Source organism: Paenibacillus sp. J31R122 (assembly GCF_056269185.1).
In genome coordinates this window covers 1-23346 of sequence record NZ_JBWDNM010000019.1, presented here as the reverse complement: position 1 = coordinate 23346, position 23346 = coordinate 1, and the positions used below count along the sequence as shown (strand labels likewise).

The 23346-nt window shown below is 45.8% G+C and carries 21 protein-coding genes; 20 read left to right on the top strand and 1 reads right to left on the bottom strand.

The window, feature by feature from the left end:
• The first annotated feature begins 104 nt into the window (after nucleotides 1–104).
• From AC0YN7_RS25395 to AC0YN7_RS25335, 13 genes are all read left to right on the top strand, one after another.
• A complete protein-coding gene (locus AC0YN7_RS25395; RefSeq protein ID WP_179089784.1) occupies nucleotides 105–251 on the top strand; it encodes a hypothetical protein in 147 nt (48 codons plus the stop codon).
• A gap of 101 nt (nucleotides 252–352) precedes the next feature.
• The gene (locus AC0YN7_RS25390) at nucleotides 353–1147 is read left to right on the top strand and encodes a hypothetical protein (protein WP_475812822.1); all 795 of its coding nucleotides are present in this window, start codon (nucleotides 353–355) and stop codon (nucleotides 1145–1147) included.
• Nucleotides 1144–1422, top strand: a complete 279-nt coding sequence (locus AC0YN7_RS25385) for a PqqD family protein (protein WP_475812821.1) — start codon at nucleotides 1144–1146, stop codon at nucleotides 1420–1422. The genes AC0YN7_RS25390 and AC0YN7_RS25385 overlap by 4 nt, the downstream gene beginning before the upstream one ends.
• The gene (locus AC0YN7_RS25380) at nucleotides 1415–1858 is read left to right on the top strand and encodes a S24/S26 family peptidase (protein ID WP_475812820.1); all 444 of its coding nucleotides are present in this window, start codon (nucleotides 1415–1417) and stop codon (nucleotides 1856–1858) included. The genes AC0YN7_RS25385 and AC0YN7_RS25380 overlap by 8 nt, the downstream gene beginning before the upstream one ends.
• Before the next feature lie 37 nt (nucleotides 1859–1895).
• Nucleotides 1896–4133: an ABC transporter ATP-binding protein gene (locus AC0YN7_RS25375; protein ID WP_475812819.1), complete on the top strand. Its 2238-nt coding sequence runs from the start codon at nucleotides 1896–1898 to the stop codon at nucleotides 4131–4133.
• 1 nt (nucleotide 4134) lies between these two features.
• The gene (locus AC0YN7_RS25370; RefSeq protein ID WP_475812818.1) at nucleotides 4135–4632 is read left to right on the top strand and encodes a DUF1854 domain-containing protein; all 498 of its coding nucleotides are present in this window, start codon (nucleotides 4135–4137) and stop codon (nucleotides 4630–4632) included.
• A gap of 152 nt (nucleotides 4633–4784) precedes the next feature.
• Entirely contained in the window at nucleotides 4785–5621 is an 837-nt protein-coding gene (locus AC0YN7_RS25365; RefSeq protein ID WP_475812817.1) for a hypothetical protein, read from the top strand.
• A 468-nt stretch (nucleotides 5622–6089) separates the two neighbouring features.
• A complete protein-coding gene (locus tag AC0YN7_RS25360) occupies nucleotides 6090–6677 on the top strand; it encodes a glycerol-3-phosphate responsive antiterminator (protein WP_475812816.1) in 588 nt (195 codons plus the stop codon).
• A 145-nt stretch (nucleotides 6678–6822) separates the two neighbouring features.
• Complete coding sequence (locus AC0YN7_RS25355) at nucleotides 6823–8166, top strand: extracellular solute-binding protein (RefSeq protein WP_475812815.1); 1344 nt, start codon at nucleotides 6823–6825, stop codon at nucleotides 8164–8166.
• 26 nt (nucleotides 8167–8192) lie between these two features.
• Complete coding sequence (locus AC0YN7_RS25350) at nucleotides 8193–9152, top strand: carbohydrate ABC transporter permease (protein ID WP_475812814.1); 960 nt, start codon at nucleotides 8193–8195, stop codon at nucleotides 9150–9152.
• Nucleotides 9153–9170: 18 nt separating this feature from the next.
• Nucleotides 9171–10142: a carbohydrate ABC transporter permease gene (locus AC0YN7_RS25345; RefSeq protein ID WP_475812813.1), complete on the top strand. Its 972-nt coding sequence runs from the start codon at nucleotides 9171–9173 to the stop codon at nucleotides 10140–10142.
• A 22-nt stretch (nucleotides 10143–10164) separates the two neighbouring features.
• Nucleotides 10165–11514, top strand: a complete 1350-nt coding sequence (locus AC0YN7_RS25340) for an alkaline phosphatase family protein (protein WP_475812812.1) — start codon at nucleotides 10165–10167, stop codon at nucleotides 11512–11514.
• Complete coding sequence (locus AC0YN7_RS25335) at nucleotides 11507–12337, top strand: HAD-IIA family hydrolase (RefSeq protein ID WP_475812811.1); 831 nt, start codon at nucleotides 11507–11509, stop codon at nucleotides 12335–12337. The genes AC0YN7_RS25340 and AC0YN7_RS25335 overlap by 8 nt, the downstream gene beginning before the upstream one ends.
• A gap of 241 nt (nucleotides 12338–12578) precedes the next feature.
• Here the strand turns inward: AC0YN7_RS25335 and nagA are convergent, their stop codons facing one another.
• Nucleotides 12579–13721: an N-acetylglucosamine-6-phosphate deacetylase gene (nagA, locus tag AC0YN7_RS25330; RefSeq protein ID WP_475812810.1), complete on the bottom strand. Its 1143-nt coding sequence runs from the start codon at nucleotides 13719–13721 to the stop codon at nucleotides 12579–12581.
• Nucleotides 13722–13956: 235 nt separating this feature from the next.
• Here nagA and AC0YN7_RS25325 point away from each other — a divergent pair, with 235 nt between their 5' ends.
• The 7 genes from AC0YN7_RS25325 (at nucleotide 13957) to AC0YN7_RS25295 (ending at nucleotide 23217) form a co-directional block, all read left to right on the top strand.
• Nucleotides 13957–14124, top strand: a complete 168-nt coding sequence (locus AC0YN7_RS25325) for a hypothetical protein (protein ID WP_475812809.1) — start codon at nucleotides 13957–13959, stop codon at nucleotides 14122–14124.
• Nucleotides 14125–14173: 49 nt separating this feature from the next.
• Nucleotides 14174–15805 carry a sensor histidine kinase gene (locus AC0YN7_RS25320; protein ID WP_475812808.1) on the top strand — a complete coding sequence of 544 codons (1632 nt, stop codon included), beginning with the start codon at nucleotides 14174–14176 and terminating at the stop codon, nucleotides 15803–15805.
• The gene (locus AC0YN7_RS25315; protein WP_475812807.1) at nucleotides 15783–17399 is read left to right on the top strand and encodes a response regulator transcription factor; all 1617 of its coding nucleotides are present in this window, start codon (nucleotides 15783–15785) and stop codon (nucleotides 17397–17399) included. The genes AC0YN7_RS25320 and AC0YN7_RS25315 overlap by 23 nt, the downstream gene beginning before the upstream one ends.
• A gap of 146 nt (nucleotides 17400–17545) precedes the next feature.
• Complete coding sequence (locus AC0YN7_RS25310) at nucleotides 17546–19279, top strand: extracellular solute-binding protein (RefSeq protein ID WP_475812806.1); 1734 nt, start codon at nucleotides 17546–17548, stop codon at nucleotides 19277–19279.
• A gap of 64 nt (nucleotides 19280–19343) precedes the next feature.
• Nucleotides 19344–20267: an ABC transporter permease gene (locus tag AC0YN7_RS25305; RefSeq protein ID WP_475812805.1), complete on the top strand. Its 924-nt coding sequence runs from the start codon at nucleotides 19344–19346 to the stop codon at nucleotides 20265–20267.
• A 17-nt stretch (nucleotides 20268–20284) separates the two neighbouring features.
• A complete protein-coding gene (locus tag AC0YN7_RS25300) occupies nucleotides 20285–21181 on the top strand; it encodes a carbohydrate ABC transporter permease (protein WP_475812804.1) in 897 nt (298 codons plus the stop codon).
• A gap of 62 nt (nucleotides 21182–21243) precedes the next feature.
• On the top strand, nucleotides 21244–23217 hold the full coding sequence (locus AC0YN7_RS25295; protein WP_475812803.1) for a glycosyl hydrolase family 28 protein: 1974 nt from the start codon (nucleotides 21244–21246) through the stop codon (nucleotides 23215–23217).
• The last annotated feature ends 129 nt before the right edge of the window (nucleotides 23218–23346 follow it).

Below are 23346 nucleotides of genomic sequence, written 5' to 3'. Positions count from 1 at the left end.
CAGGTATTAATACATTTTATCATAGTATTATTTTACTAAATTTTATAAATATCATTGACTATCACTATAATATGACATAAATTCCTTGAAAGGAGGTGAATGAAATGAAAAAATATGAAGCTCCTAAAGTACTTACGCAGCATACTGTCGAATTTGGAACAGCAAGACCAAGCGATAAAGTCGGCGGCTATGAATGGTGCCAAAAACGTAATTTTAAACCTATGTTTTGCAGGCATTTTATCGGAGGTTAACTAGAAAGCAATGATAGATTTTATCTGAGAAGCGGAGCTAACGATTGAGTTTGCTCCCTTTTTCTTCTCAGAAATAACTTCTGAAGAACGGGCGGTGCATAATGACGTACACATTGCATACACAGGTCGGCAGGAGTTCGATCGCTTTTCAAATTCAAACTACCTTTTTATATGATGAATTGACCGCGCGTTTTCGTTCCTTTGAAGCAAGCGGAAATCTTGAAGCGCCTGACATTCAGGTGGAGGTCTACGATTTTTACGGGAAACCTTTCGATGACGGTCCTGTCGAGATTCAAGAGAACGGCGGCGAATATGTCTATATCCGTGCGGACTATAAGCTGGTGACAACACCTGATTACAGCCAGGCAAAAATTTATGTTCACGATGACCTTGCACTCAAGCACGCCTTAATCAATCTCTACAGCGCCTGGCTGATCCATCGGCGTGCAGGGCTGCTCATCCATTCGTCATGCGTGGTGGAGGATGACCGCGCTTGGATGTTCGCCGGGCCTTCGGGAGCAGGCAAGTCGACGGTAGCTGATCTTTCCGTTCCCCGTCCTATTCTTTCCGATGAGGCTACGCTCCTATTGTTTGAGCCGGATGGTTCGATTACAATCCATGATTCCCCATTTCGGAGCGAAATGGAAGAAGCATGCGAGCTTCCAAGCAGTCCCTTGGCAGGCATTCATTTTCTGATCCAATCGCAGGATGTAAGGCGGGTAGGTATCCGCAAAGGCGACGCGCTGATTTCATTGCTGGATAAGGTTTTTTATTGGGAGCATAACAAGCTGGAAACGGCAAAGATGATTGCGCTTTGCAAGCAGGCGGTAGAAGGCGTACCGGCTTATGAACTATATTTTCAGAAAAACGATACTTTTTGGGGAGTGATATCATGACGATACTGGCAGACCAAACACTGCTGAGACGGGAAAATATCGAGACGGCTGAGCTGGATGGCGAGTGGCTGCTGTTGAACATCGACACCCACGCCATCACGAAAGTGAACGAGCTTGGAGGCTATATTTGGTCGATTCTTCCCGAATATCCAACTGTCACCCAACTGGCCGAAAAAGTACATACCGAATACGGCGTTGAGATGGAAGTTGTCCTCGATGACGTTCAGGCGTTTGTTGAGATGCTGATTGAGGCCGGACTGCTTATAAATGCATGATTTGACGCCAGTCATGTCAGCAGTAATCCAGCGTACCGGAAAGATCGAGCTGCCCTCTGCGGGTATCAGCATGTATCCCTTGATCAAGGAAGGAAACGTAAGCACTTTCCTGTCCGTGCAAAGGGAAGAATTGAAACTTGGCGATATATGTTTATTTGTAACGGACCAAGGTGCGTTGATCGGACATCGGCTGTACGCCGTAAAGCAGGACGGCTCAAAGGAATTATTTATCTTCAAGGGAGATACATGCTTTGAACCGGATGATCCTGTACCGTTCACAAGCATTCTGGGACGATGGTCCGGCGTTCGCCGTAACAGCCGTTTTCAAGCTGCGAATCATTGGAGATCCAGGCTACTAGCTGTACTGGCTTTGCGTGTACCTAAATGGCACAAAGTGATTCGATGGTGCGCAGAAAGAAACGAGCGTTATATGTAACTGCCGGAGAGTGACATTGACAAAGGAGTATTTTAAATTGAAAACGGAGAATGCGAAGCGGGAAGCTGGTAAACCTGTTAACGGCGTCGCAGTCGAACAACAGGATTCGGAGAATCCATGGCTCCGTTTAAGGGCGGATGTGGATTTCACCCTACGACGATTTCTGCATTACGAGATTGTTTTCAAGACTTTGACCATGGAAATGGTGGACGGGCAAGGGAAAACCATCATGACCTTCCATAAGAATAACATGATCGATGTATCCGTTCGCGAGGCTTTCGGCGGAGCATCGTTTTTTATTATAACCGGTGATGGCGAGATAGAAGCTGCGAGATTCTCGCTTCCGTACATTGAGCCTTTCCGACAGGCTGTTCCCGCGATAAGGAACTGGCTGGCGGAAGGGGACGAAACTGGAGGTCTTACCCTCCCAGCTCTAGATGAAAGTACGGAAACGTATAGATGCTCAAAATGCGACAAAACCGCCTCTCCCGGTACAAGCAAGTGTTTAAACTGCAGCAGCAGCAAATGGTCCATGCTGCGCAGGTTGGCGGCTTACTGTACCCCGTACCGAAGCCCCATGCTGGTAAGCGCGCTGCTGCTTGTTTTATCCGTATTTATTGAAGTGATCCCACCCTATTTGATCAAAATGATTGTGGATGAAGTGGCCAAACCGACTGGAAGCTTGAACGTGCTTTTTGCCTTGGCAAGCGGTGTGGCCCTTGTACAGGTGTTATCTGCTGCGATGCAAGTCATTCGAAGCTACCTTGGCGTTCGAATAGGCGGGAAACTAGTAGGGGCGATCCGCCGGGATATGTTCGGCGCTTTGATGAAGCTTTCGATGCGCTTCTTCGATCACCGCCAAGTCTCTCAATTTATCGGCCGCATCCAGGATGATACCGATGAATTAAAAGAATTTTTGACAAACGGCATGGTGTATCTAGTCACGCAGATGCTGCTCGCCGTAGGCATCCTGTTTATGCTATTCCATCTGAATTGGCAGCTGGCAGCGATGATTCTGATCCCGACCCCATTCTTGTTTGCCGGATTCTATTGGCTGTGGAAGAGGCTGAGCTCACTTTGGTATTCGCAATGGCAATCCGCTTTGCATGTCAACAATGTGATTGGCGAAGCGCTACAAGGCATTCGAGTCATTAAAGCCTTTGCGCAGGAAAATGCCGAGAAAAACCGTTTTGACAAGGTGAATAATCGTTGGATCAATCGCACGATTTCCTTCGGTAATCTTTGGCTTGGCGTATCTCCGATTTTTACGGTACTGACGGCTGTGTTCGGCATCGCTGTTTGGTATTTGGGAGGACGATCGGTCATGTCCGGCACCATGTCAATTGGAACATTGACCGCCTTTACGACCTATTTGCTCATGTTCTTCGGGCCTGTTCAAGCCTCCGGGCAGCTATTAAGCTGGCTTAATCGCTCGCTTGGCTCGGCCGAACGGATTCTCGAAATTATCGATGCCAAGGTTGATGTCCCTGATAAACAGGACGCGGTGGAGCTTTCTTCCGTTTCTGGCGAGATCCGCTTTCATGGTGTACGATACGGGTATGAAGTGGAACGACCGGTGCTAAAAGATATTAACCTCACCATACGTCCCGGTGAAATGATCGGGCTGGTTGGCCGCTCCGGTGCAGGGAAAACGACTCTCATAAATATGATTTGCCGGTTTTATGACCCGAATGCCGGAAGCGTTGCGCTTGACGGGCACGACTTGAGAGATATCCGGCAGGAGAGTCTCCGGAAGCATATTGGCGTCGTGCTTCAGGAAACGTTTTTGTTCGATGGTACGATTGCCGAGAACATAGCCTACGGCCGTCCGGATAGTCCGCCGGAGACCATTATCGCAGCTGCCCACGCGGCGAATGCCCACGATTTTATTTGTCGTCTGCCGGAAGGCTACGATACGCGCGTCGGGGAACGCGGACACCGCTTATCGGGCGGGGAGAAACAGCGTATCGCAATTGCGAGAGCGCTGCTGCTTGATCCGGAGATTTTGATCTTAGACGAAGCGACGGCATCTGTTGATACGGAGACGGAGCGGCTAATTCAAGAAGCGTTAAGCCGCTTAATCCGGGGAAGAACCACCATCGCGATTGCCCATCGCCTATCCACTCTACGTCATGCAGACAGGCTTGTAGTCCTCGACCAAGGCCGCATTGTTGAAATGGGGACGCATGAAGAGCTTTACGCGAAACAAACGCATTATTATCGTTTGGTCGAATCGCAAAAACAAACGGCGAAAATACCATCGGAGGTCGGATAAGATGAACCCGTTATTCTTTTTAAGCCGCTCGGAGCTGAGTCAAATCCGTTTGTTCCGATCTTCTGACGGTATTTTGCATTTGGAGAAGGAAGGTAAGGGTTTTGCCCGCGTAACGCTTATTCGCAGTTTTCCGTATACAATGCCCGACAGGTTCATCTCGGTTCGCTCGGCGGAAGGGCGTGAAATTGCAATGATACAGGATGTGAAGCTTCTCGCGGAAGATAGCTTTCAGGCGGTACGAGAAGAGCTTGACCGAAATTATATGATTCCTGTCATTACACAAATCCTGACCGTTAGAAAAAGAGGCAGCGAGTGGCATTTGCAGGTCGATACGAATTATGGCTCGGCAGCATTGGTCATGGATAACCTCCATGAAAATATCCAACCCGTAACGGAAAGCCGCTGGATGGTAACGGACAATGAAGGACGACGCTTCGAGCTGTCCGATCCGGAGCAGATGGATGCCCGAAGCCGTGAATATTGGAAGAAGCTGATCTGATTAACGGTTTGTAAAAGTCAGGAGGTATTCGTTTGGAATATGTAAAGATGGTCAATAAATCGTTTCAAACGTGGATATAAGTGTATTCCCTAGCACTATTCGGTACGATTGTTTTCTTATTCAGATGATCGGCAGCGAACGGAGGGAGAGCTTTGCTTGAGTGGAATAGCGATGTATGGGGAAAGCTGTCAGGACCGTATGGTTCTGCGGAGAACGTACCTGTGCTATTGCAGCAGCTAATGCGGCAATATAGCCAGGAGGTTTATGACGAACTCTTTCAGGAGCATTTGTTCCATCAAAATACGATATATTCGGCTACATACACGGCGATGCCGTTTTTGGCGCAAATAGCATGTTCGACATCTGATGCTGAGGTGCGAAAAGAACTTTTTATAACCTGCGATATTATCGAAGCAAGCCGTGATGAGCGCGATGAGGCACCATTTCCAGAATCTTGGGCTGAACTGGCTGAAGATGCAGGCAGCTCTGTTTGTACTGAATTGTATCGTGAATATATAGAGGCAATTGGCAAGATCACGGCTCTTTCAAAGGAAGTATTCACCTATGCAGCCCATCATTCCATCGATGAGACGGATAAACGTTATATTCTTGTTGCGGACGCTGCTTACCGGGGTTCGTATATCCTTGCCAATATGTTGATGACGTTTATTAACGGTGATGAATATGTGGCCGTGTGCCCAGCCTGCGAAGAAGATGTATTCATATGGCCTAATGAAGATAATCCTGCAGAAATCCTTCAAGCCTATGAGCATGATCCCGTCTTTCACACTGGCCAGGAAGCACATGCAATCTTTCCAGCAACGTCAATTGCGGATGAAGAAATACGGACATTAGCGGAGCAGGCGGAAGCGATTGGAGAGCAAACATTAGCCAGGCATCTGCACTATTTAACGGGGGAAACGTTTTGTCCGTCCTGCGGTGAGAGAATATCTGTATGGCCGTCTTTGCTTAGCACATTTACAATGTAGAGCTGCAAGAAAGCATGAGGTAGTTTTTATAGCAAATAGAATTTGAGCTCTCGATAGCTCTAGAAACGTTATTTGGGGACACACGAACCCAACAATATTGGCAGATTTCGCTAGAAAATATATATCGACACTACTAGAGTAATTCCTGAGGATGGCTTACATTCTGTTTGACAAGATGACTACGTTAGATTTTGTTGGTTTTTGTGAAGCAGTTACATGGATGAGAATTCTAATGAGAGCGTCTTCATAAGGTTTCCAATTTAACATTTCTTCGGGTATAGCTTTTCATAGTTTTACACTTCTACGTCTAACTTCTTCAAAATTAAAAATTATTAAATCAGTTGCATTCATCTAAACCCCACCCCTTTGCTTCTATTCGCTTAACATACATTTTACAAACCGATAACACTGCTCTAATAGTACTAGCCTATAATACTAACAAAGGCATCTTTGGAAAGGATACAGACCATGAGCTTGCTTTACAAAATAGGGAATAAGCCAATTATCGCCGCAATTCGTAAATCGTCAGACCTGAATTTAGCACTGAAATCAAATGTTGATAACCTGTTTTTTATGGGTGGAAATATGATGGAAATCGTTGAGTCTGTTCGATTGACCAGAGAGGCAGGGAAAAGGTCTTTCCTACACTTGGATTTGATTCGAGGCTTGTCCAGCACGGACAAGGAGACGGTCGAATTCGCAGCTAGAATGGTCCAAGCGGACGGGATCATATCACCCAAGAGTCACATGATAAAAGCGGCCAAACAAGCTGGGCTTCTGGGGATTCTTCATGTATTCATTATTGATTCTCAAGCATTGGACAATGGTCTAAGGTCGGTCGAACAAACGATACCCGATGGTATCGAGATTATGCCAGGTATTGCACCAAAAGTCATTGAGAGATTTGCGAGGGCTAATGAATCTATTCCGATCATAGCCAGTGGTTTAATTTCTTCAGTAGAAGAGGCTAGAGAGGGGCTGCTTGCCGGCGCCACATCGCTTTCGGTTAGTGAAAGCAGTCTTTGGTTCAAAGGGTTTTCGGATATATTGCCTTAAACAGGTGCTATCTTACAATTGAATATGCAATTTTGAGTCTGTGTGATGAGAGAAAGCTCAAAGTCGGTGTCCGCCCTATTTAGGTCGGTGCTTGCTTGCGCTTTCTCTTTTATTTTTCACAAAAATGATTAGGAGGGATTAGGAAATGAAGAAGTGGAAATGGTCTAAGATGTCGACGGTGTTGTTGGGGGTAACTTTATTAGTATCCGCATGCGGAGGAGGTGGCAATAATGATCCAGCTGCAAGCACGAACACAAACACAAACGAGCATGCTGCAGAAGAGAAAGCTTGGACAGGAGAAATTGTCGTCTGGGACGGCCCTCGATGGACGGATGATAAGGAAAATAAATATCACTGGATCGAGAACAAAAAAGCGGAATTCGAGGAGCTTCATCCAGGTGTCACAATTAAGATCGTTCAAACACCTTGGGCAGAGATGGAGGACAAGCTGAATGTTTCCATCGCAGGCGGCGCTTGGCCCGATCTTGTTTATAACGTGAGCAACCGAATGGCCAGCATCAATAACATAGAGTCCGGAATTGTTGAGCCGATCAATGAGTTTTACACCCCGGAGGAGCTTGCTGATTTTTATCCGAATGCTCTGAGTGAATATGAATATGAAGGAAAGCACTACGGAGTTCCGGTTAGCACACGAGTTCACAGTTTGCTTCTTAATTTGGAAATTTTCAAAGAGAAGGGTGTAGAACCGCCTGTTAATGGGAAGTGGACTTATGACGAGTTTCTGGAAAAAATGAAGCAATTGACCGGAGACGGCGTGCATGGTTTCTCGACTTATATTATGCCTTCTTACTATGAAGCATGGCCTTTTCTTATGATGGACGGAGCACGTCCATTGAATGATGATCTTACGCAGTATACTTTCGATTCTCCAGAAGCGATTAGCGGCCTACAAAAGTTTTTGGATTTGAAATTTGTACATGAGGTGGCCCCAGCGGATATGGGGATGTCTAATGTAGGGGATACCTATCAAGCATTTGCTGCTCAAGACAAACGATTAATGGCCGTTCAGCCTTGGAATTCATGGGCTATCGCATCTTCTCAGAAGGAGCCTTATTCGATGGACTTAATGGTAGCCGAATATCCGACTGGCGCATCCGGTGAGTCGATTTCAATGGGAGATGTACTCGGTTGGGTGATGTTGAAGCAGGAGGATGAAGGCAAGAAGAAAATGACGATGGAGTTTGTGAAATTTTTGACGACTACAGAGGAAATTTTCATAACAGCTAAAAATTATGGTGTGTTCCCGTCCCGTATATCTTCGGGAGAGCAACGGCCTTTTGAAGACAACCCGCAAATGGAGAGAGCTCAACAAATTGCTGAGAATGCGATGATGGTTCCGCGGCATAGCAATTGGAGAAAAATAGATGAGGTTATACAAAAGGAGCTCCAACTGGCAGTAAACGGAACGAAAACCGCAGAGCAAGCGTTGAAGGACGCTCGCAAGCTGGTGGATCCGTTGTTGCAATAAGCCATTCTTCATAAAGGAGGAACACCTTGAGAAAAGCAACGATTATGCAAGAGGCCGGAGGGCGCTTTGGAAGCCCGGCCTCCTGGCTTAAAGCCTGGAAAAAACTAGGTCCGTCCTACTTATTTTTAATGCCGAAGCTTCTATTGTTTATGTTGTTTACGGTTATCCCTGTCGGCTGGTCGTTTATACTTTCCTTTCAAGAGTATGATGTGTTCGATAGTCGATGGATTGGTTTAACGAATTATGTGGAAGCTTTTCGCAATGAAATTTTCATGGGTGCCTTATGGAACACATTTTTGTATACGATTGTGACAGTCCCGCTCTCGATCATTTCTGCATTGGTCATTGCAAGCTTAGTATTTCCATTAGGACGACTATCGCAAACCTTCTTCCGAGCCGCCTTTTATTTGCCAACCGTTACCTCCATGGTCATCATCGCTATGGTGTGGCGGTGGATCTTTAATTATCGGTTCGGCTTGCTCAACCACTTGATTGGCGAATTTGGTTTGCAGCCGATTGACTGGCTTGGGCAGACCAACTTAGCGCTATGGTCGCTAATGCTGATGAATATTCTAATTCCGCCCGGTTCGGGAATCATTTTGTATTTGGCAGCGATGGGCAGCGTGAATCCCAGCCTGTTCGAGGCGGCGAAAATAGATGGGGCTTCAGCGTTTCAAATTTGGAAAAAAATTACGGTACCGCTTCTTAAGCCGACAACCTTTTATTTGGTTATTTTAAGCATGATAGGCTCCTTTCAGGTATTCACGCAGATCGTTATGATGACGGGAGGCGGTCCGGGCAATGCCACTGAGACGGTTGTTCATGTGATTTACAAAACCGGATTTCGAGATTTCGAATACGGTATGGCATCTGCTCAATCCGTGATCTTGTTCATCATTATCATGATTTTTGCAGTCCTTCAATACCTGATGCTCGGGGATGATGGCTTGGAACGTCATAAGCGACGCCGATCAAAAAAAGGGTAACAGGAGAGGAGATTCGTTATGTCTTATGCAAGTCGGGGGAAGCTTAAACGGTTGCTGCTTTATATTCCGTTAATATTAGTGGCCCTTATAGCATTACTCCCTCTATACTGGGTGTTCGTTACCTCTCTGCAGCTTCCTAGTTATCAGAACGAAGAGATGGAACGCCCGGTTTCTCATGTGGAGGCGGACCCTCCGAAGCTTTACCCTTACGGGATCACGGAATATTGGTCACAATGGAACAAGAAAAAGGCGGCAGAGAAACAGGGAGATGAATTGGCTGCTGGTTTTCATGCTGAGAAGATGCAGGAGGTGGTTACAAAAACATTTTCCTCCTACAGCTACCTGTTTAAAAGCACTGATGTTCTTCGATGGTTGTGGAATACCACGTATATCGCGATACTCGGAACGCTTGGAACCGTCATATTTGATACGATGGCGGGTTATGTCTTGGCCAAAAAACAATTTCCCGGGCGTATGCTCATATTCTGGCTTATTATTGCCACAATGATGATCCCGGAACAGGTTACTTTAGTTCCTAGCTTCATGATTGTACGCATGCTGGATTTGTTCGATACCCACTGGGCAGTCATTCTACCGGGTCTTGCTGGGGCGTTCGGAGTGTTTCTTATGAGGCAGTTTATGTTAACTATGCCCTCTGAGCTGCTTGAAGCTGCCAAGATCGATGGAGCCGGGGAATGGAGAACCTTTATGAAAATTGTCATACCAATGGCCGGACCTCCGATGGCAGCTTTGGGAATCTTCAGCTTTGTCGGACTTTGGAACTCCTTTCTCTGGCCGATTATTGTAATTAATGATTCCAAAATGCTAATGTTGACAGCTGGTTTGAAAACCCTCCAAGACGCAAATTTGTCCAGCTTTAAGCTACTGATGACAGGGGCGGCGGTAGGTGCAGTTCCGATAATGATCTATTTCCTTTTGTTTCAGCGATATTTCATTAAAGGGTTGACTGTTGGCGGAGTAAAGGAATAGATAAGAAACGGAGGTTTTAGCTATGAGGACACAAGGGAAACTGGAACGAAAGCTTCCAAGGGCAATTGTAATCAGCGTGGATGGGCTTGGGATGAATGCTTGGAAGGATCCGAGCCTCCCAATTCCGAACCTTCGAAAGCTGGCGGAAGCTGGGACGGAGGCCGCCTCGATGAGAAGTGTGACCCCGGCAGCAACATGGACCATTCATACTTCCTTAATGACGGGAACGGTACCAAGTCAACACGGGGTACTGGGCAATTGGGTCATCGATAGGGATACGAACCGAATTATTGAGCATTATGGGGAGCGCGCAGGTGGAAAGGAGGAGACGGTCGCCGGAACGACTTTATATGATGCGGTTAAGGCGATCGGAGGAACGACAGCTGCCATTTGTTGGCCTAAAACCCGTGGGGCTCTTCATATCGATTACAACATTCCTGAATGCTACGACCAAGAGGCTTTCGAGAAATACAGTACGCCCTCTCTATGGAAGGAGCTCTGCGAAGCGGGTCTTCCAATGGGAAGTTATGGAGCTTGGAGCAAAGATCATGCAAGAGGACCAATGCAGGATTGGCTGTCAACGGAGGTCGCCAAATATGTTCTTCGCCATAAACAGCCGAATTTACTGCTCCTTCATTATCTACTCCCGGACAGCTTTCAGCATGATTTTGGAGCTTGCTCACCGGAGCTCGCCTGGGCTGCGGGTTATGTGGACGAGCGCATCGGTGATCTGATACAGACGCTGAAGGAGCATAATCTACATGAGGAGACAGAATTATTTATTATGTCGGATCATGGATTGACAAATGTGGTTCGAGGAATTTATCCGAATGTGCTCTTTAAACAAAATGGGTTAATTCATCCTGAACATCCTGAGCTCAGTCGGGCTATGACCGTTTCAAACGGTGGAAGTGCCTATGTATATATATTAGAGAAAGATTTGGTTGAACGCTCGGCCTTAATGGATAAAGTCTTAAAGCTTCTTAGGCAAACGGAGGGGATTTCTAAAATATTATATGGCGATGAAATGGCAGAATGGGGACTGCCTAAGGGGGGAGAATGTGAACGTTACCGTCCGGACATCGTCTTAGAAGCGGATAACGACTCTTTCTTCAATATGAGATACGGGTCAGATGCTGTTATCGTTCAACTGGATAAATCGGTTGGGATGCACGGTTATTTTGCTGACCATCCCTCTTCGGAGTCGTTCTTTCTAGCCACAGGTCCATCTATTCTGCAAGGAGTAAAGCTCCCAACTATCCATGCTATCGACGTTGCTCCTACAATAGCTCACTTATTCGGTGCAACCCTTCCCGAGGCAAATGGAAATATTCTAACGGAGCTTTGGAGGGAGAGATCAAGGGATGAGTGAGCGATCAACGGGAACAGAAGAACTGCTAAAGTGTGAGGCGTTTTTTTTTGATTTAGATGGATGCGTATATTACGGTAACCGACAGGCGCTCGGCGCTGCAGAACTGATATTGAAACTAAGACGTATAGGCAAACAGGTGCGTTTTATTACTAACAACTCGACGGACTCTTCTCTTTCGATTGCTGCCAAGCTGAAACAGATGGGCTTTGACATCGAACCTCGTGACATATTAACCGCGACCGAGTATATTGGGCCTTATTTATTACAGTGTTATGGCCCATTAAAGATAAAAGTTGTTGGCAGCCAGGATTTACATCTTGCATTAGAACAGGCGGGGCATACGCTCGTCCCTCTTTATAGCGGACAGAAGGCACAAGCTGTAGTCATTGGCCGTGATATTTCGTTCTCTTACGACAAGTTATATGTGGTTGCGGAAGAGCTGGATCAAGGAGCAATTGCAATCATCACCAATCCGGATCTGTATCACCCGGGCAGCCGGGGAGAGAAGATACCCGAAACTGGTGCCCTAGCTGCCGCTTTCGAGGCGGTGACTGGAACAGAACTAGAGTGCTTCGGAAAGCCTTCTCCACATTTATTTCTTTCTGCTATGAGGGACTGTGGGGTGGAAAAAGTGGAACGCTGTGTAATGATTGGAGATAATTTATCTACAGATGTAGCCGGAGGGAAGGCAGCAGGTATGCGCACAATCTGGCTGACGAGCAAGCCGCAGGACGCCCTTACAGCAGATCCGGACTATGGAAGGCCGGATTGGATTTTCCAAGATCTGAATGAGATGTTAACGGAAATTCGTATGTTTGACTAGGATGCGGGGCAGATTCTGATACATGAAAGATAATAACGAGGCATTTCGTTCCATTGGAGCGAGGTGCCGTGTTCTACAGTGACGTTAGATATAAAGGTCTAACAGATCATACAGATCATACAGGATATCCCTACGAATTACTTCATACGACAGAGGACGAAGTGGGGACTCCGATCCCTAGGGGAGAAGGCATTAAAAGAGCTTTCACAACGTATTTTACAGACTCATGAACTTCTTTCAATCATAGAATTTGACCACCTACCATCGTCCATTGAACTTGAAATTCATCATCTAATAGGACTAGGTCGGCATCGAAACCAGAAGAAATTTGCCCTTTTTGTTGAAATCCTAGAATATTGGCCGGCGTAGTTGAAGCCATCTGTACGGCATCGATCAAGGAAATTCCGGTTTCGATGGTATAACGTAATGCTTCATTCATGGTAACTGTACTGGAGGCTAGTGTCCCATCCTCTAGTCTCGCAATGCCATCGGATACCGTGACATGATGGCCTCCAAATAGATAATTCCCATCGCCCATACCCATTGCTTGTAATGCATCTGTGATTAAGACCATTCCTTCTGGTCCTTTCAAGGTATGCATCAATCGAATTATAGCAGGATGTAAATGGACATTATCGACAATCGCTTGAAGACTAACATGTTTCTCTTCGAAAGCAGCCACGATCAGACCCGGATCTCGATGATGAATCGGTCGCATGCCATTAAAACAATGCGTAACATGACTCGCACCAGCTGTGAAAGCTTGTTTGGCTTCCTCATATGTGGCATCCGAGTGAGCGATCGCTATAACTACTCCCTGTTCTTTCAAAAAAGATATTAAGTCCATTCCTCCAGGCAACTCAGGAGCAATAGTAACCATCTTAATGAGTGAGCCTGCTTCCTGAAAAATGACCTTCATTTCTTCTAAATTGGGATGCCGTAAATACTTTTCATTCTGCATTCCTTTTCGCTTCGGGTTCAGATAAGGTCCCTCTAAATGAATCCCTGCAATCTTTGCTCCCACTTCTTTTCCTATTACACGCTTGACACTACGAATCATTTCTAGCAGATCCTCCATCGTAGAACTAACAGATGTGGCTAGAAACGAGGTGCACCCTGTTGAAGCACAAGCACGTGAAACTTCTTGAATACTTTCTTCGGTACCGTCCATCATATCAAAACCATTTGCACCGTGGATATGAACGTCTATCATCCCTGGTATTAACAAATGCCCTCTCCCATCAATCAGCTCATACTCTTCATTTAGAATAGATAGATTTCCTGTATCTATCTTCGTAATTTTCCCTTCAAAAATCCAAACATTGGCTGACGGGACGATTCTGTTTTGAAGTACGACTTGTACATTCTGCAAAATATGATACATATATATCCTCCTCACAACGTTACTGATCTCACATGGAAAATTTTAAGATTTATTAAGCAATATGCTTAATTGCAATCATGGCTATTATAACGGAAGTGTAGTTTGATAAATATAGATAAAATTAATTTATTCTTTTTCTTATTTTAAAATTTAAAAAAGTCAATGTTGAAATTGCAAGGAATGGCTTACGATGAAACTATTGTTTTTGTTGCTTTTGAGAGTGATTTTATAAATAATGGGAAGGTGTAAAAACGACCCTGAGATGCCGATTCATGGTAATCTTGGCGAAAATGGAGGTGGTATTTATCCGTACAGGTCTTGGCAGGATGAAGAGCTCGCTGTTGTTTCGCTTCGCAATATTACTGGCTTTGATGCTGATACCGATTATCTTAATCGGGAATAACTTCTACTCCGGAGGGAGGGAGTCGCTTCGTCGGGAGATATCCAATTCAATGGAGTCTCGGGTTGAAGCGAATATACGTACGATGGAGAAGGAAGTCGAACGGATTCAACTGCTGCAGTTTGAATTGATTAACGACGAGTCTCTGAACAAGCTGGCGGTTATTCCCGACTATATGAACAAATACGACAAAAGCCAGGCCATTCTTATGGTGCAGGATAGGCTGTTTGCGCTGAAAAACAGCAGCTTATATATTTCGGATGTATCCGTTCATATTCCCTCCATCAACCGCACGATATCTGCTATGCAGGGACCGGGCGCGATGTTGCAGGAGCAATTCAATGCTACCAGCGAGCTTGCCAGTAAGAGTCCGGGAAAAGCGATATATTTCCTTGGCCATATTCCGTATATCGTACTCGTTCATGAGGTGCGGGGGCTGTATGAAGGTGAAAATGCGCTGTATTCCATTATAGTAGAGCTTTCTCCGGATGAGCTGAGCAAATCACTTTCTGCCCTAGAAAGCAGTGAGAACAGCGGCTCCGTTCTAAGTGATCCTAACGGCGAGTTTATGATACGCACTCATCATTTTGAGAATCCATATTTAGATCGGTACATTGATCAATATAAATCAGGTGTGCCTAATGCATACGAGAATATAAGCAGCGTGGGGCAGGGAGATGACCGGGTGCTTGTATCCTCCCGTTTCTCGCAGCTGCTCGGTTTCTCGCTTATTCATTACGTGCCTGAGAAACATCTGTTTAACAATATACATCGTTACCAGCAGCTGTTCTGGGTATTAATAGCGGTGTTTCTCGTCTTTATTATTGTGCTCTGTCTTTCCCTGTACCGAATGATCCATCGACCGCTGCTGGCACTTCTGCGGGCGTTCAGGAAGATGGAAAAGGGCGAGCTGGACGTAACGGTCACCGAGAATAGTCGAAGTGAGTTTGGTTATTTACACCAGGGCTTTAATAAAATGTCCCGCTATATGAGGGAATTGATTGAACAGGTATATACGCACAAAATATTAGTTCAACGAGCTGAGCTCAAGCAGCTCCAGTCACAAATTAATCCACATTTTCTATATAACAGCTATTTCACCCTATATAACATGATTGCGGTAGAGGATCATGACAGCGCCAAGCAGTTCGCTTCGCAGATGGGTAGCTATTTACGGTATATTACCCGCAATTCCTCAGATGAGGCTCCGCTTTACGAAGAGGCCAAACACGCGACGATCTATGCGGAAATTCAGGGAAGGCGCTTTCGACTGCGAATGAAGGCCCAGTGCGGTGAGGTGCCGACCTCCTACCGTGAGGTTATGGTACCGCGACTTATACTTCAGCCATTAATCGAAAACGCTTTCGAGCATGTGTTTGACCATATGGAGGAAGGCGGACTTCTGTCCATCGTTTTCGAGGAGGAGGAAGATTGTCTGCTTATTCGAGTGGAAGACAATGGCTCATTCTTGGATCAGGAACGACTGGAGACGCTAGAGCAGCTGCTGAGAACGGATGAAAGCACGATTGAAACGACCGGCCTTCTGAATATTCATCGACGGTTGCGCTTGAAATACGGGGATAGAGGCGGAATAGGCGTGGGGCGAAGCCGTCTTGGAGGATTGGAAGTGCGGTTGGCCATATGGAAAGGGGACAAGGAGTATGCTTCGGTTGTTAATTGTTGATGATGAGCCCGATATTGCGGATGGACTTTACACACTTCTGCAGGAACGTTTTCCGTCCGAGTTCGAATTATACAAGGCCTATTCAGGGAAGACGGCACTCGAATGGTTAAGGAGGGGAAAGTTCGACATTATAATGACCGATATTCGGATGCCCGTTCTAGGCGGATTGGAGCTCCATAAGCATATTCGCCGTCTGTGGCCCAGGTGCAAGGTTGTCTTTCTGACGGGGCATAGCGAATTCGATTATGTGTACGAGGCTATTCATTATGACAATACCAGCTATCTGCTTAAGACGGAAGGTCATGAGACGATTTTGGAGACGATCGGCAAGCTGGCGGAGGATATAGCTGGAGAACAGCAGATTGAAGGACTTATGGCCAAAGCGATGCAGCAAATGGAACGAACGCTGCCGTTGCTGCAAAATGAGCTGTTAAGTGAACTGCTGTATTGCGAAACGTCCGACATGCTGAATAGGTCCAACCAATTTGAGGAGCTGCGCATTCCACTGGATCCGAAACGTCCAGTCTTCCTTATGATGGGCAAGCTGCTGAGTGTGGATTTCGGAGTGCGGCAGACCGGAAAGGCGCAGCTGCATGCAGGGATGATGGTGATCGAGGAGCAGTACGGTTATTCTCACCTGCATATGAAATATATATTTGTCGACAAGGATACAATGGTCTGGTTCGTACAACCGGCAGCCAGCCATCTTGATGAGCAGCTTGAAGAGTCTGCTTCATGGAGTGGCATTTTATTAGCTGTCCGGGAATATGCGGAGAACGCTGAGGCTGCCTGTCTGCAATCCTTTGATATTTCACTATTTTGTCTGCTGGACAGGTCGCCTTGCGAGTGGGAAGATATCGCCGACCGCTGGGCTATGCTGGAGCATGAATATCATCGTCAATCCGGCGAACGGAATGGGGTTGTTCAGGTCGAATTCGATGAGACGGAGCTCTATCGGACGAAGATGCTGCGCAAAACGGATCTGTTAGGTGAATATTTGGCCAACGGCCAAGCGGAAGCCTTCGATATCGCCTGGAAGCGTTTCACAGTCGAATCTATCGGACTCGAATCGGTTTACTCCGCACTTTCACTCGTTTTCTTGCGCCATATCTATCGGTTCAATCTGCAGGAGCGTCTATCGGATCGCACCGATTTGTCAGTTATCATGCAGCCTTCAGGTGTTCAACTTGATCCGGAGTCATGGATGGACTATTATTATCGGCTGGCGATCACAATCTTTGAGCTGCAGCAGAAGGATCAGACGAAACGCCGCGATCAGACAATCGATCTTTTGAAGGGTTATATTCACGACCATTTGGGTGAAGATCTTTCTTTGGTACGTTTATCAGAGGTTGTACAATGGAACCCTTCTTATTTATCCAGAGCTTTCAAAAAGGTGACGGGCACGAATTTGCTTGCTTATATCCATGAGACGAAGCTGAAGGAAGCTATGCGGATGCTGCTTCAACCGGAGCTGAAAATTCATGAAATCAGTGCTGCACTTGGCTTTATTTCACCGCCCCATTTTACACGGTTCTTCAAGAAAGCAAGTGGTCATACACCCCAGGATTACCGAGCGCTCGAAGAAAAGTAATACTTGGGCATGCTTGGCAAGTTTCTGTAAAAAGGTAAAAAATAGATAAGCAGAGGTAAAGAATTGGCCTGTTACGTAAGTCCATGTAACGGGCTTATACTTGATTCAAGCAATTGATAGCGTTTACAAAATAAGGGGGATTGAACATGCAACACACGAGTCTGAAGCGAATTTTGATTTTCGCCGCAGCGGTAATGCTTCTCTTTATGACAGCATGCGGCAGCAATACGAATAACGGAACTAATGGGAGCAATGGCAAGAAAGAAAACACTGCAAACATAGGAAACAGCAAGGGAACAGAGAATACGGGTGGAAATCAAAACCCGGAGGATGCTGATCCGCTGGGCAAATATGAGTCTGCAATTGAAGTGACAACCGTGAGGTGGCTGCCGCCATCCATTAAGTTCGAGAAGGGTGACAGCATAGACAACAATATCTGGTACCGCTCCTACGAAGAGGAGCTTGGTATTAAGCTAATCAATAAGTGGAGTGTTCCGCAGACCCAATGGCAGCAAAAAATGAATGTCACCATTGCTTCCGGTGATATTCCGGATATTTTAACGGTGTCGGCTAATGAGCTGAAGCGTCTGGTTGATGCCGATATGGTCGAGGACATGACGGAAGTATTCGAGAAATATGCTTCAGATAAAACGAAGCAGGTCATTACCAATGATGGTGGCAACGGAATGAAGGCCTCAACCTTCGAAGGCAAATTGCTTGCACTGCCTGGAGTTACCTTCACGGGTACCGGGGCGCAGATGCTGTGGATCAGACAGGATTGGCTAAAGAAGCTTAATTTGTCAGAGCCAAAGACGATGGAGGACATTTATAAAATCGCCGAGGCCTTTGCCAATCAGGATCCTGATGGCAACAACCAAAAGGACACAATAGGGCTTGGTGGAATCAATAAGGATTTGAATTCATTGATGGGCTTCTTCGAAAGTTTTCATGCTTATCCTGGCCGCTGGACCAAGGATGACTCCGGCCAGCTCGTCTACGGGGATATACAGCCGGGACTCAAGTCGGCGCTGCAGAAACTGCAGGATATGTTCAAAGCAGGTCTAATCGATCCGGAGTTTGCGGTCAAGGATCAGGCTAAGGCTTACGAGCTGATCGCCGCGAACAAAACGGGCATGTTCTACTCAGGCGAGGGCGCCGTGTGGTGGCCGTTGACCGATCACTACAAAAAGGAAAAGTCGGATTGGAAGCCGTATCCGCTGATTTCCTTTGACGACCAGCCAGCCAGCACTTCAGGCGGCATTCCGGTCGGGAACTATTATGTCGTTCGCAAAGGTTTCAAGCATCCGGAGGCGCTCGTGAAGCTGCTTAATTTTGCGGTAGAGAAGCAGTATGGTCCGGAAGGACGACTGGACGCTTATTGGTACGGCGGAGAAAATAAAGAAATTAATGTATCGGCATTTGCAGCTGTCATCATAAGTGATCCGCTGGAGTTGATTAATATTCACCGGGGCGTTCAGTCATCGGTTGACGCCGGGAAGTATGTGGATAATCCGATTGCCGATGTAAAGCATCATTACGATCTCTACCAGCTGTGGTTGTCGGGGAAATTTACAGACAGCAACGAGGAAGGGCAGGCCTGGTCTTCCTATAAATGGGCTGGACCTGGAGGGGGCATGAATGTAGTCAGCGACTATGTAAAGGATAACAAGTATCTGGTAGATGAATATTCGGGACCGAGTACGCCTACGATGACGGCCAAGAAAAGCACACTGGATAAGATGAAGCTGGAAGTGTTCACGAAGATTATCATGGGCCAAGCGGATATAGGTGAATTCGATAAGTTTGTTGCCGATTGGAAGAAGTTTGGCGGGGATGCGATTACGGCTGAGGTCAATGAATGGTATAAGGCTAAACAATAGCTTGAGAATGGAGAGGAAGCAGGCTCGATTTGCTTGCTTCCTTATTCCACGAGCATAGAAAGGAATGGTGAAGATGCAAGCGGCGACCGTCAAAAGAAGAACTTGGAAGAAGCATCTCCCCCTGCATCTGATGTTGGTGCCCGGAATCGTATTGTTGATTACGTTTCATTATATCCCAATGGCAGGAATCGTCATTGCCTTTCAGAATTTCATTCCCGCAAAAGGCTTCTTCGAATCCAAATGGGTGGGATGGGATAATTTCGAATTTATGCTCCAGATGCCTGGAATTGGGCAGGTGTTATGGAACACGATTTTTATTGCATTTCTGAAAATAATCTTTGGTCAAATTGCACCGATTGTGACGGCTTTGCTGCTTAATGAAGTGCGGAAATCATCGATTAAGAGAACGGTACAGACACTTGTTTATTTGCCGCATTTCCTTTCGTGGGTCATTCTGGGCGGGATTCTGATCGATATTCTCTCACCTTCACATGGACTGCTGAATGAGGTGATGAGCTGGATTGGAATGAAACCGTTATTTTTTCTCGGCAATGATAAGCTGTTTCCTTATGTGCTGGTCGTTACGGACGTGTGGAAGGAATTCGGGTTTGGCACAATTGTTTATCTGGCTGCACTTACCAGTATTAATCCGACCATATACGAAGCAGCCATAATGGATGGGGCGGGCAGATGGAAGCAGACAATCCATGTGACATTGCCGGGTATGCTTCCGATCATTGTACTGCTGGCAACACTGGGCCTCGGTGGAGTGTTGAATGCAGGCTTTGACCAAGTGTTCAATCTGTATAACCCGCTTGTCTATCGGACAGGGGATATTTTGGACACCTTCGTCTATAGGCTTGGCCTTATTGATGCCCAATATGCGGTTGCGACAGCTGTTGGCCTGTTCAAATCAGTGGTCTCTTTGATTTTTGTAGGAGCCTCGTACTGGCTGGCTTATCGATTAGCCGGTTACCGTATTTTTTAAGAAAAGGAGAGGCAGTTATGGACTTCAATGAATCACTTGGACGAAGAGTTTTTCTTATTTGCAACAACGTATTTCTAATTGCCTTAGCGGTTGTTTGTTTGCTTCCTCTCATCAACATACTGGCTCTGTCCTTTAGCTCAAGCTCAGCGGCAACGGCGGGAGCGGTTAAGCTGTGGCCGGTTGATTTTACGCTGAGCTCTTACAAGTACGCGCTGTCCAAACCGGAATTTTTACAATCGCTTCTAGTTTCCATTCAGCGGGTTGTCCTGGGAACGATCATCAGTTTATTGGTTGTCATTATTTCCGCTTATCCGCTGTCAAAGGAACGGACGGACTTTCCCATGCGAACCTTCTATGTATGGTTTTTCTTTGTAACAATCCTGTTTAGCGGGGGATTAATTCCTACTTACATGGTCATTCGGAATTATCAAATGCTCGATACTGTCTGGGCACTTGTACTTCCAGGTGCTGTAGCGGTGTTTAACATGGTGCTGCTGCTCAATTTCTTTCGCGGTACACCGAAGGAAATTCAGGAGGCTGCACTTGTTGACGGCTGTACACACTGGCAGCTGCTGTGGAAAATGATGGTTCCAATATCGATGCCTGCACTGGCGACAATTCTGTTGTTTACATGCGTAGGTCAATGGAATTCTTGGTTCGATGGCTTGATCTATATGAACTCGCCGGCGAATTATCCGCTGCAAACCTATCTGCAGACACTTGTTGTAAGTACGGAGCTATTTACTGCTGGGGGAAACCTGACCGCTGACGATATGAAAGCACTGGCGGAGGTATCCGACCGTACTACTAAAGCTTCGCAAATTTTTCTGGCTGCACTGCCCGTTCTTGTTCTCTATCCTTTTTTGCAAAAATATTTCATGAAGGGCATCGTACTGGGCAGCGTGAAAGGATAAACTGACGAACGATTTATACAATTCAACTGAGCTATACATGAAATTGAGAGGAATGGTGCGAGATGAAGATGAAGTTACTGCTTGTGTTATTTTTGATGGCAACCTTATTAGGTAATGTGGAGGCGCATGCTGTGAACCTGGAAAACAAGCAGATCTCCTCAAAAATCGTAACTTGGGAAACTCCCGAATGGAAAGAAAAAAATAATAGCTTTTCAGTATGGATACGCGAGAAAGGGAAGAAAGATTGGAAGGGGCTTTACGTATATAACGTAAAAAACGGCGAGCAGAAGGAGCAGGACGTGCCTACGAATGCAGCTATGGTAAACGTTGACTTTACGGGTACAGTTGAGTTTAAGGTAACCTATAATGTAGGTAAAATAAACGATTATGAAATACGTCCTTCAGCATATGGAATAGATGCTAGTAAAAAAGGGGGAAACACATTATTTTTCTCGCTTAAACAAAATAGCAAGGCTCCATTAAAGCCAACTATCATGGTGAATGGCAGCTGGAGTGAGGGCAATTTGCACATCATTTCAAACACGCCTGAGAGCGATGCTCCTTCACAGGATGACGCGAACGTTTATGTAGTAAATCCCGGTGATCCTGTCCCTCTTTATTTGCCAGACGGGAAAAATACGTATTATTTTACGCCAGGCGAGCACGAGCTGCCTAAGGGTATGTGGGTTGAGCTTGACCTTAAGGATACAGTTCAACTGGAAAAGTTTGATTTAGTCCAGCTGCCAACCAACTCCCAATGGTTTGCAAAAGGACCGCAACGTTTTATTATCGAGGCCAAGGAAAAAGAAGACGACCCGTATGTGCAAATATACGATGGATACGAGAACAAAACGGAAGGAACAGTCACCGATGTTTTAAACAACGTTAAGGCAAGGTTTGTAAAACTTGTCCTATTGGGTAATACCGGATCAAGTCATTATGTAATGACATCTTTAGCAAGCGAATTCAGGCTCTATGAAAAAGGAGATGATTCAACGAATATAGCAAAGGGAAAAGCGGTAAGAGGAGCTTTCCCAGGCTACTTAAATATGGCTGATGGCAACGAATCGACTCATTATATCTCTTCTACCGGCTATGGCAATTGGCATGCGGGAGAATCTTTTTATATAAATCAGAGCGGTACGACTGTTTATTTGGCGCCAGGTTCGGTTGTCAAAGGGTCAATTTCTGCAGATGACCAGAGCAATATCACAATTAGGGGCCGCGGTATTATGTATGGGGGGGATCTATTGCGGCCTAGAAATTACGCTGAGGGGCGAAGCGGAGCGATATGGATTACCAAAGGCTCAAATTCAACGGTGGAAGGTATAACACTGATCGATTATCCTATGTGGTCGGTTGTGATGAACTTTACTGACCAAACGTCGATCAAAAACATTAATTTCTTCGGTTCAATGGTTAATGCCGATGGCATCCACCTCTCAGGTAGCAAAAACGCCCTCGTATCAGGCGTATTTATAAGAACAACGGACGATAACTTTGTCATTTATCATTATGGGGAGAGTTCAAATATAACGGTGAAGGATTCCATCTTCTGGGCAGATAATGCTCGACCTATATTGCTAGGCTTGGGTGACACGCCAAACGCCTCTATCGATAAGGTTAACTTTGAAAACATTTATATCTTGAATCAGCGAGGCGTATGGGATCTGAATAAATATAACGGTGCCATTCAAATCTGGGCAACAGGAGAAAACAAAATAAGTAATATTGCTTTTAAAAATATTCATATCGATGAGTTTGAAGCTCCAGAGGACTCTATGCTTTTTCAGATCAAGACAGATGAGATGGCTCCTGGAATTTCACAGGGCTCTGTAAGCAACATCTCCTTTCATAACATTTTCTACCGCGGTAAGCTTCCGCGAAAATCTCTGATATCTGGTGTTGACGATAGCCATAATGTACGGGGAATTTTATTTAACAATTTTAAAATTAATAATACTTTATTGTCTTCTAATAACATGCAGCAGTATATAGAATTCAAGGGGCATTATGAGGATATAAAGTTTAAATAGAACAGGCTTGCACGAAACGGGAGCGTCAAGAATTATGTGTAAATGAAAATAACCTTCCCTTGTAGAAGAATGCTTTAGTTCCTAGTGGTGAACATCTCTTGAAGCTCTGCACGTGCTTGATCGAAGCCG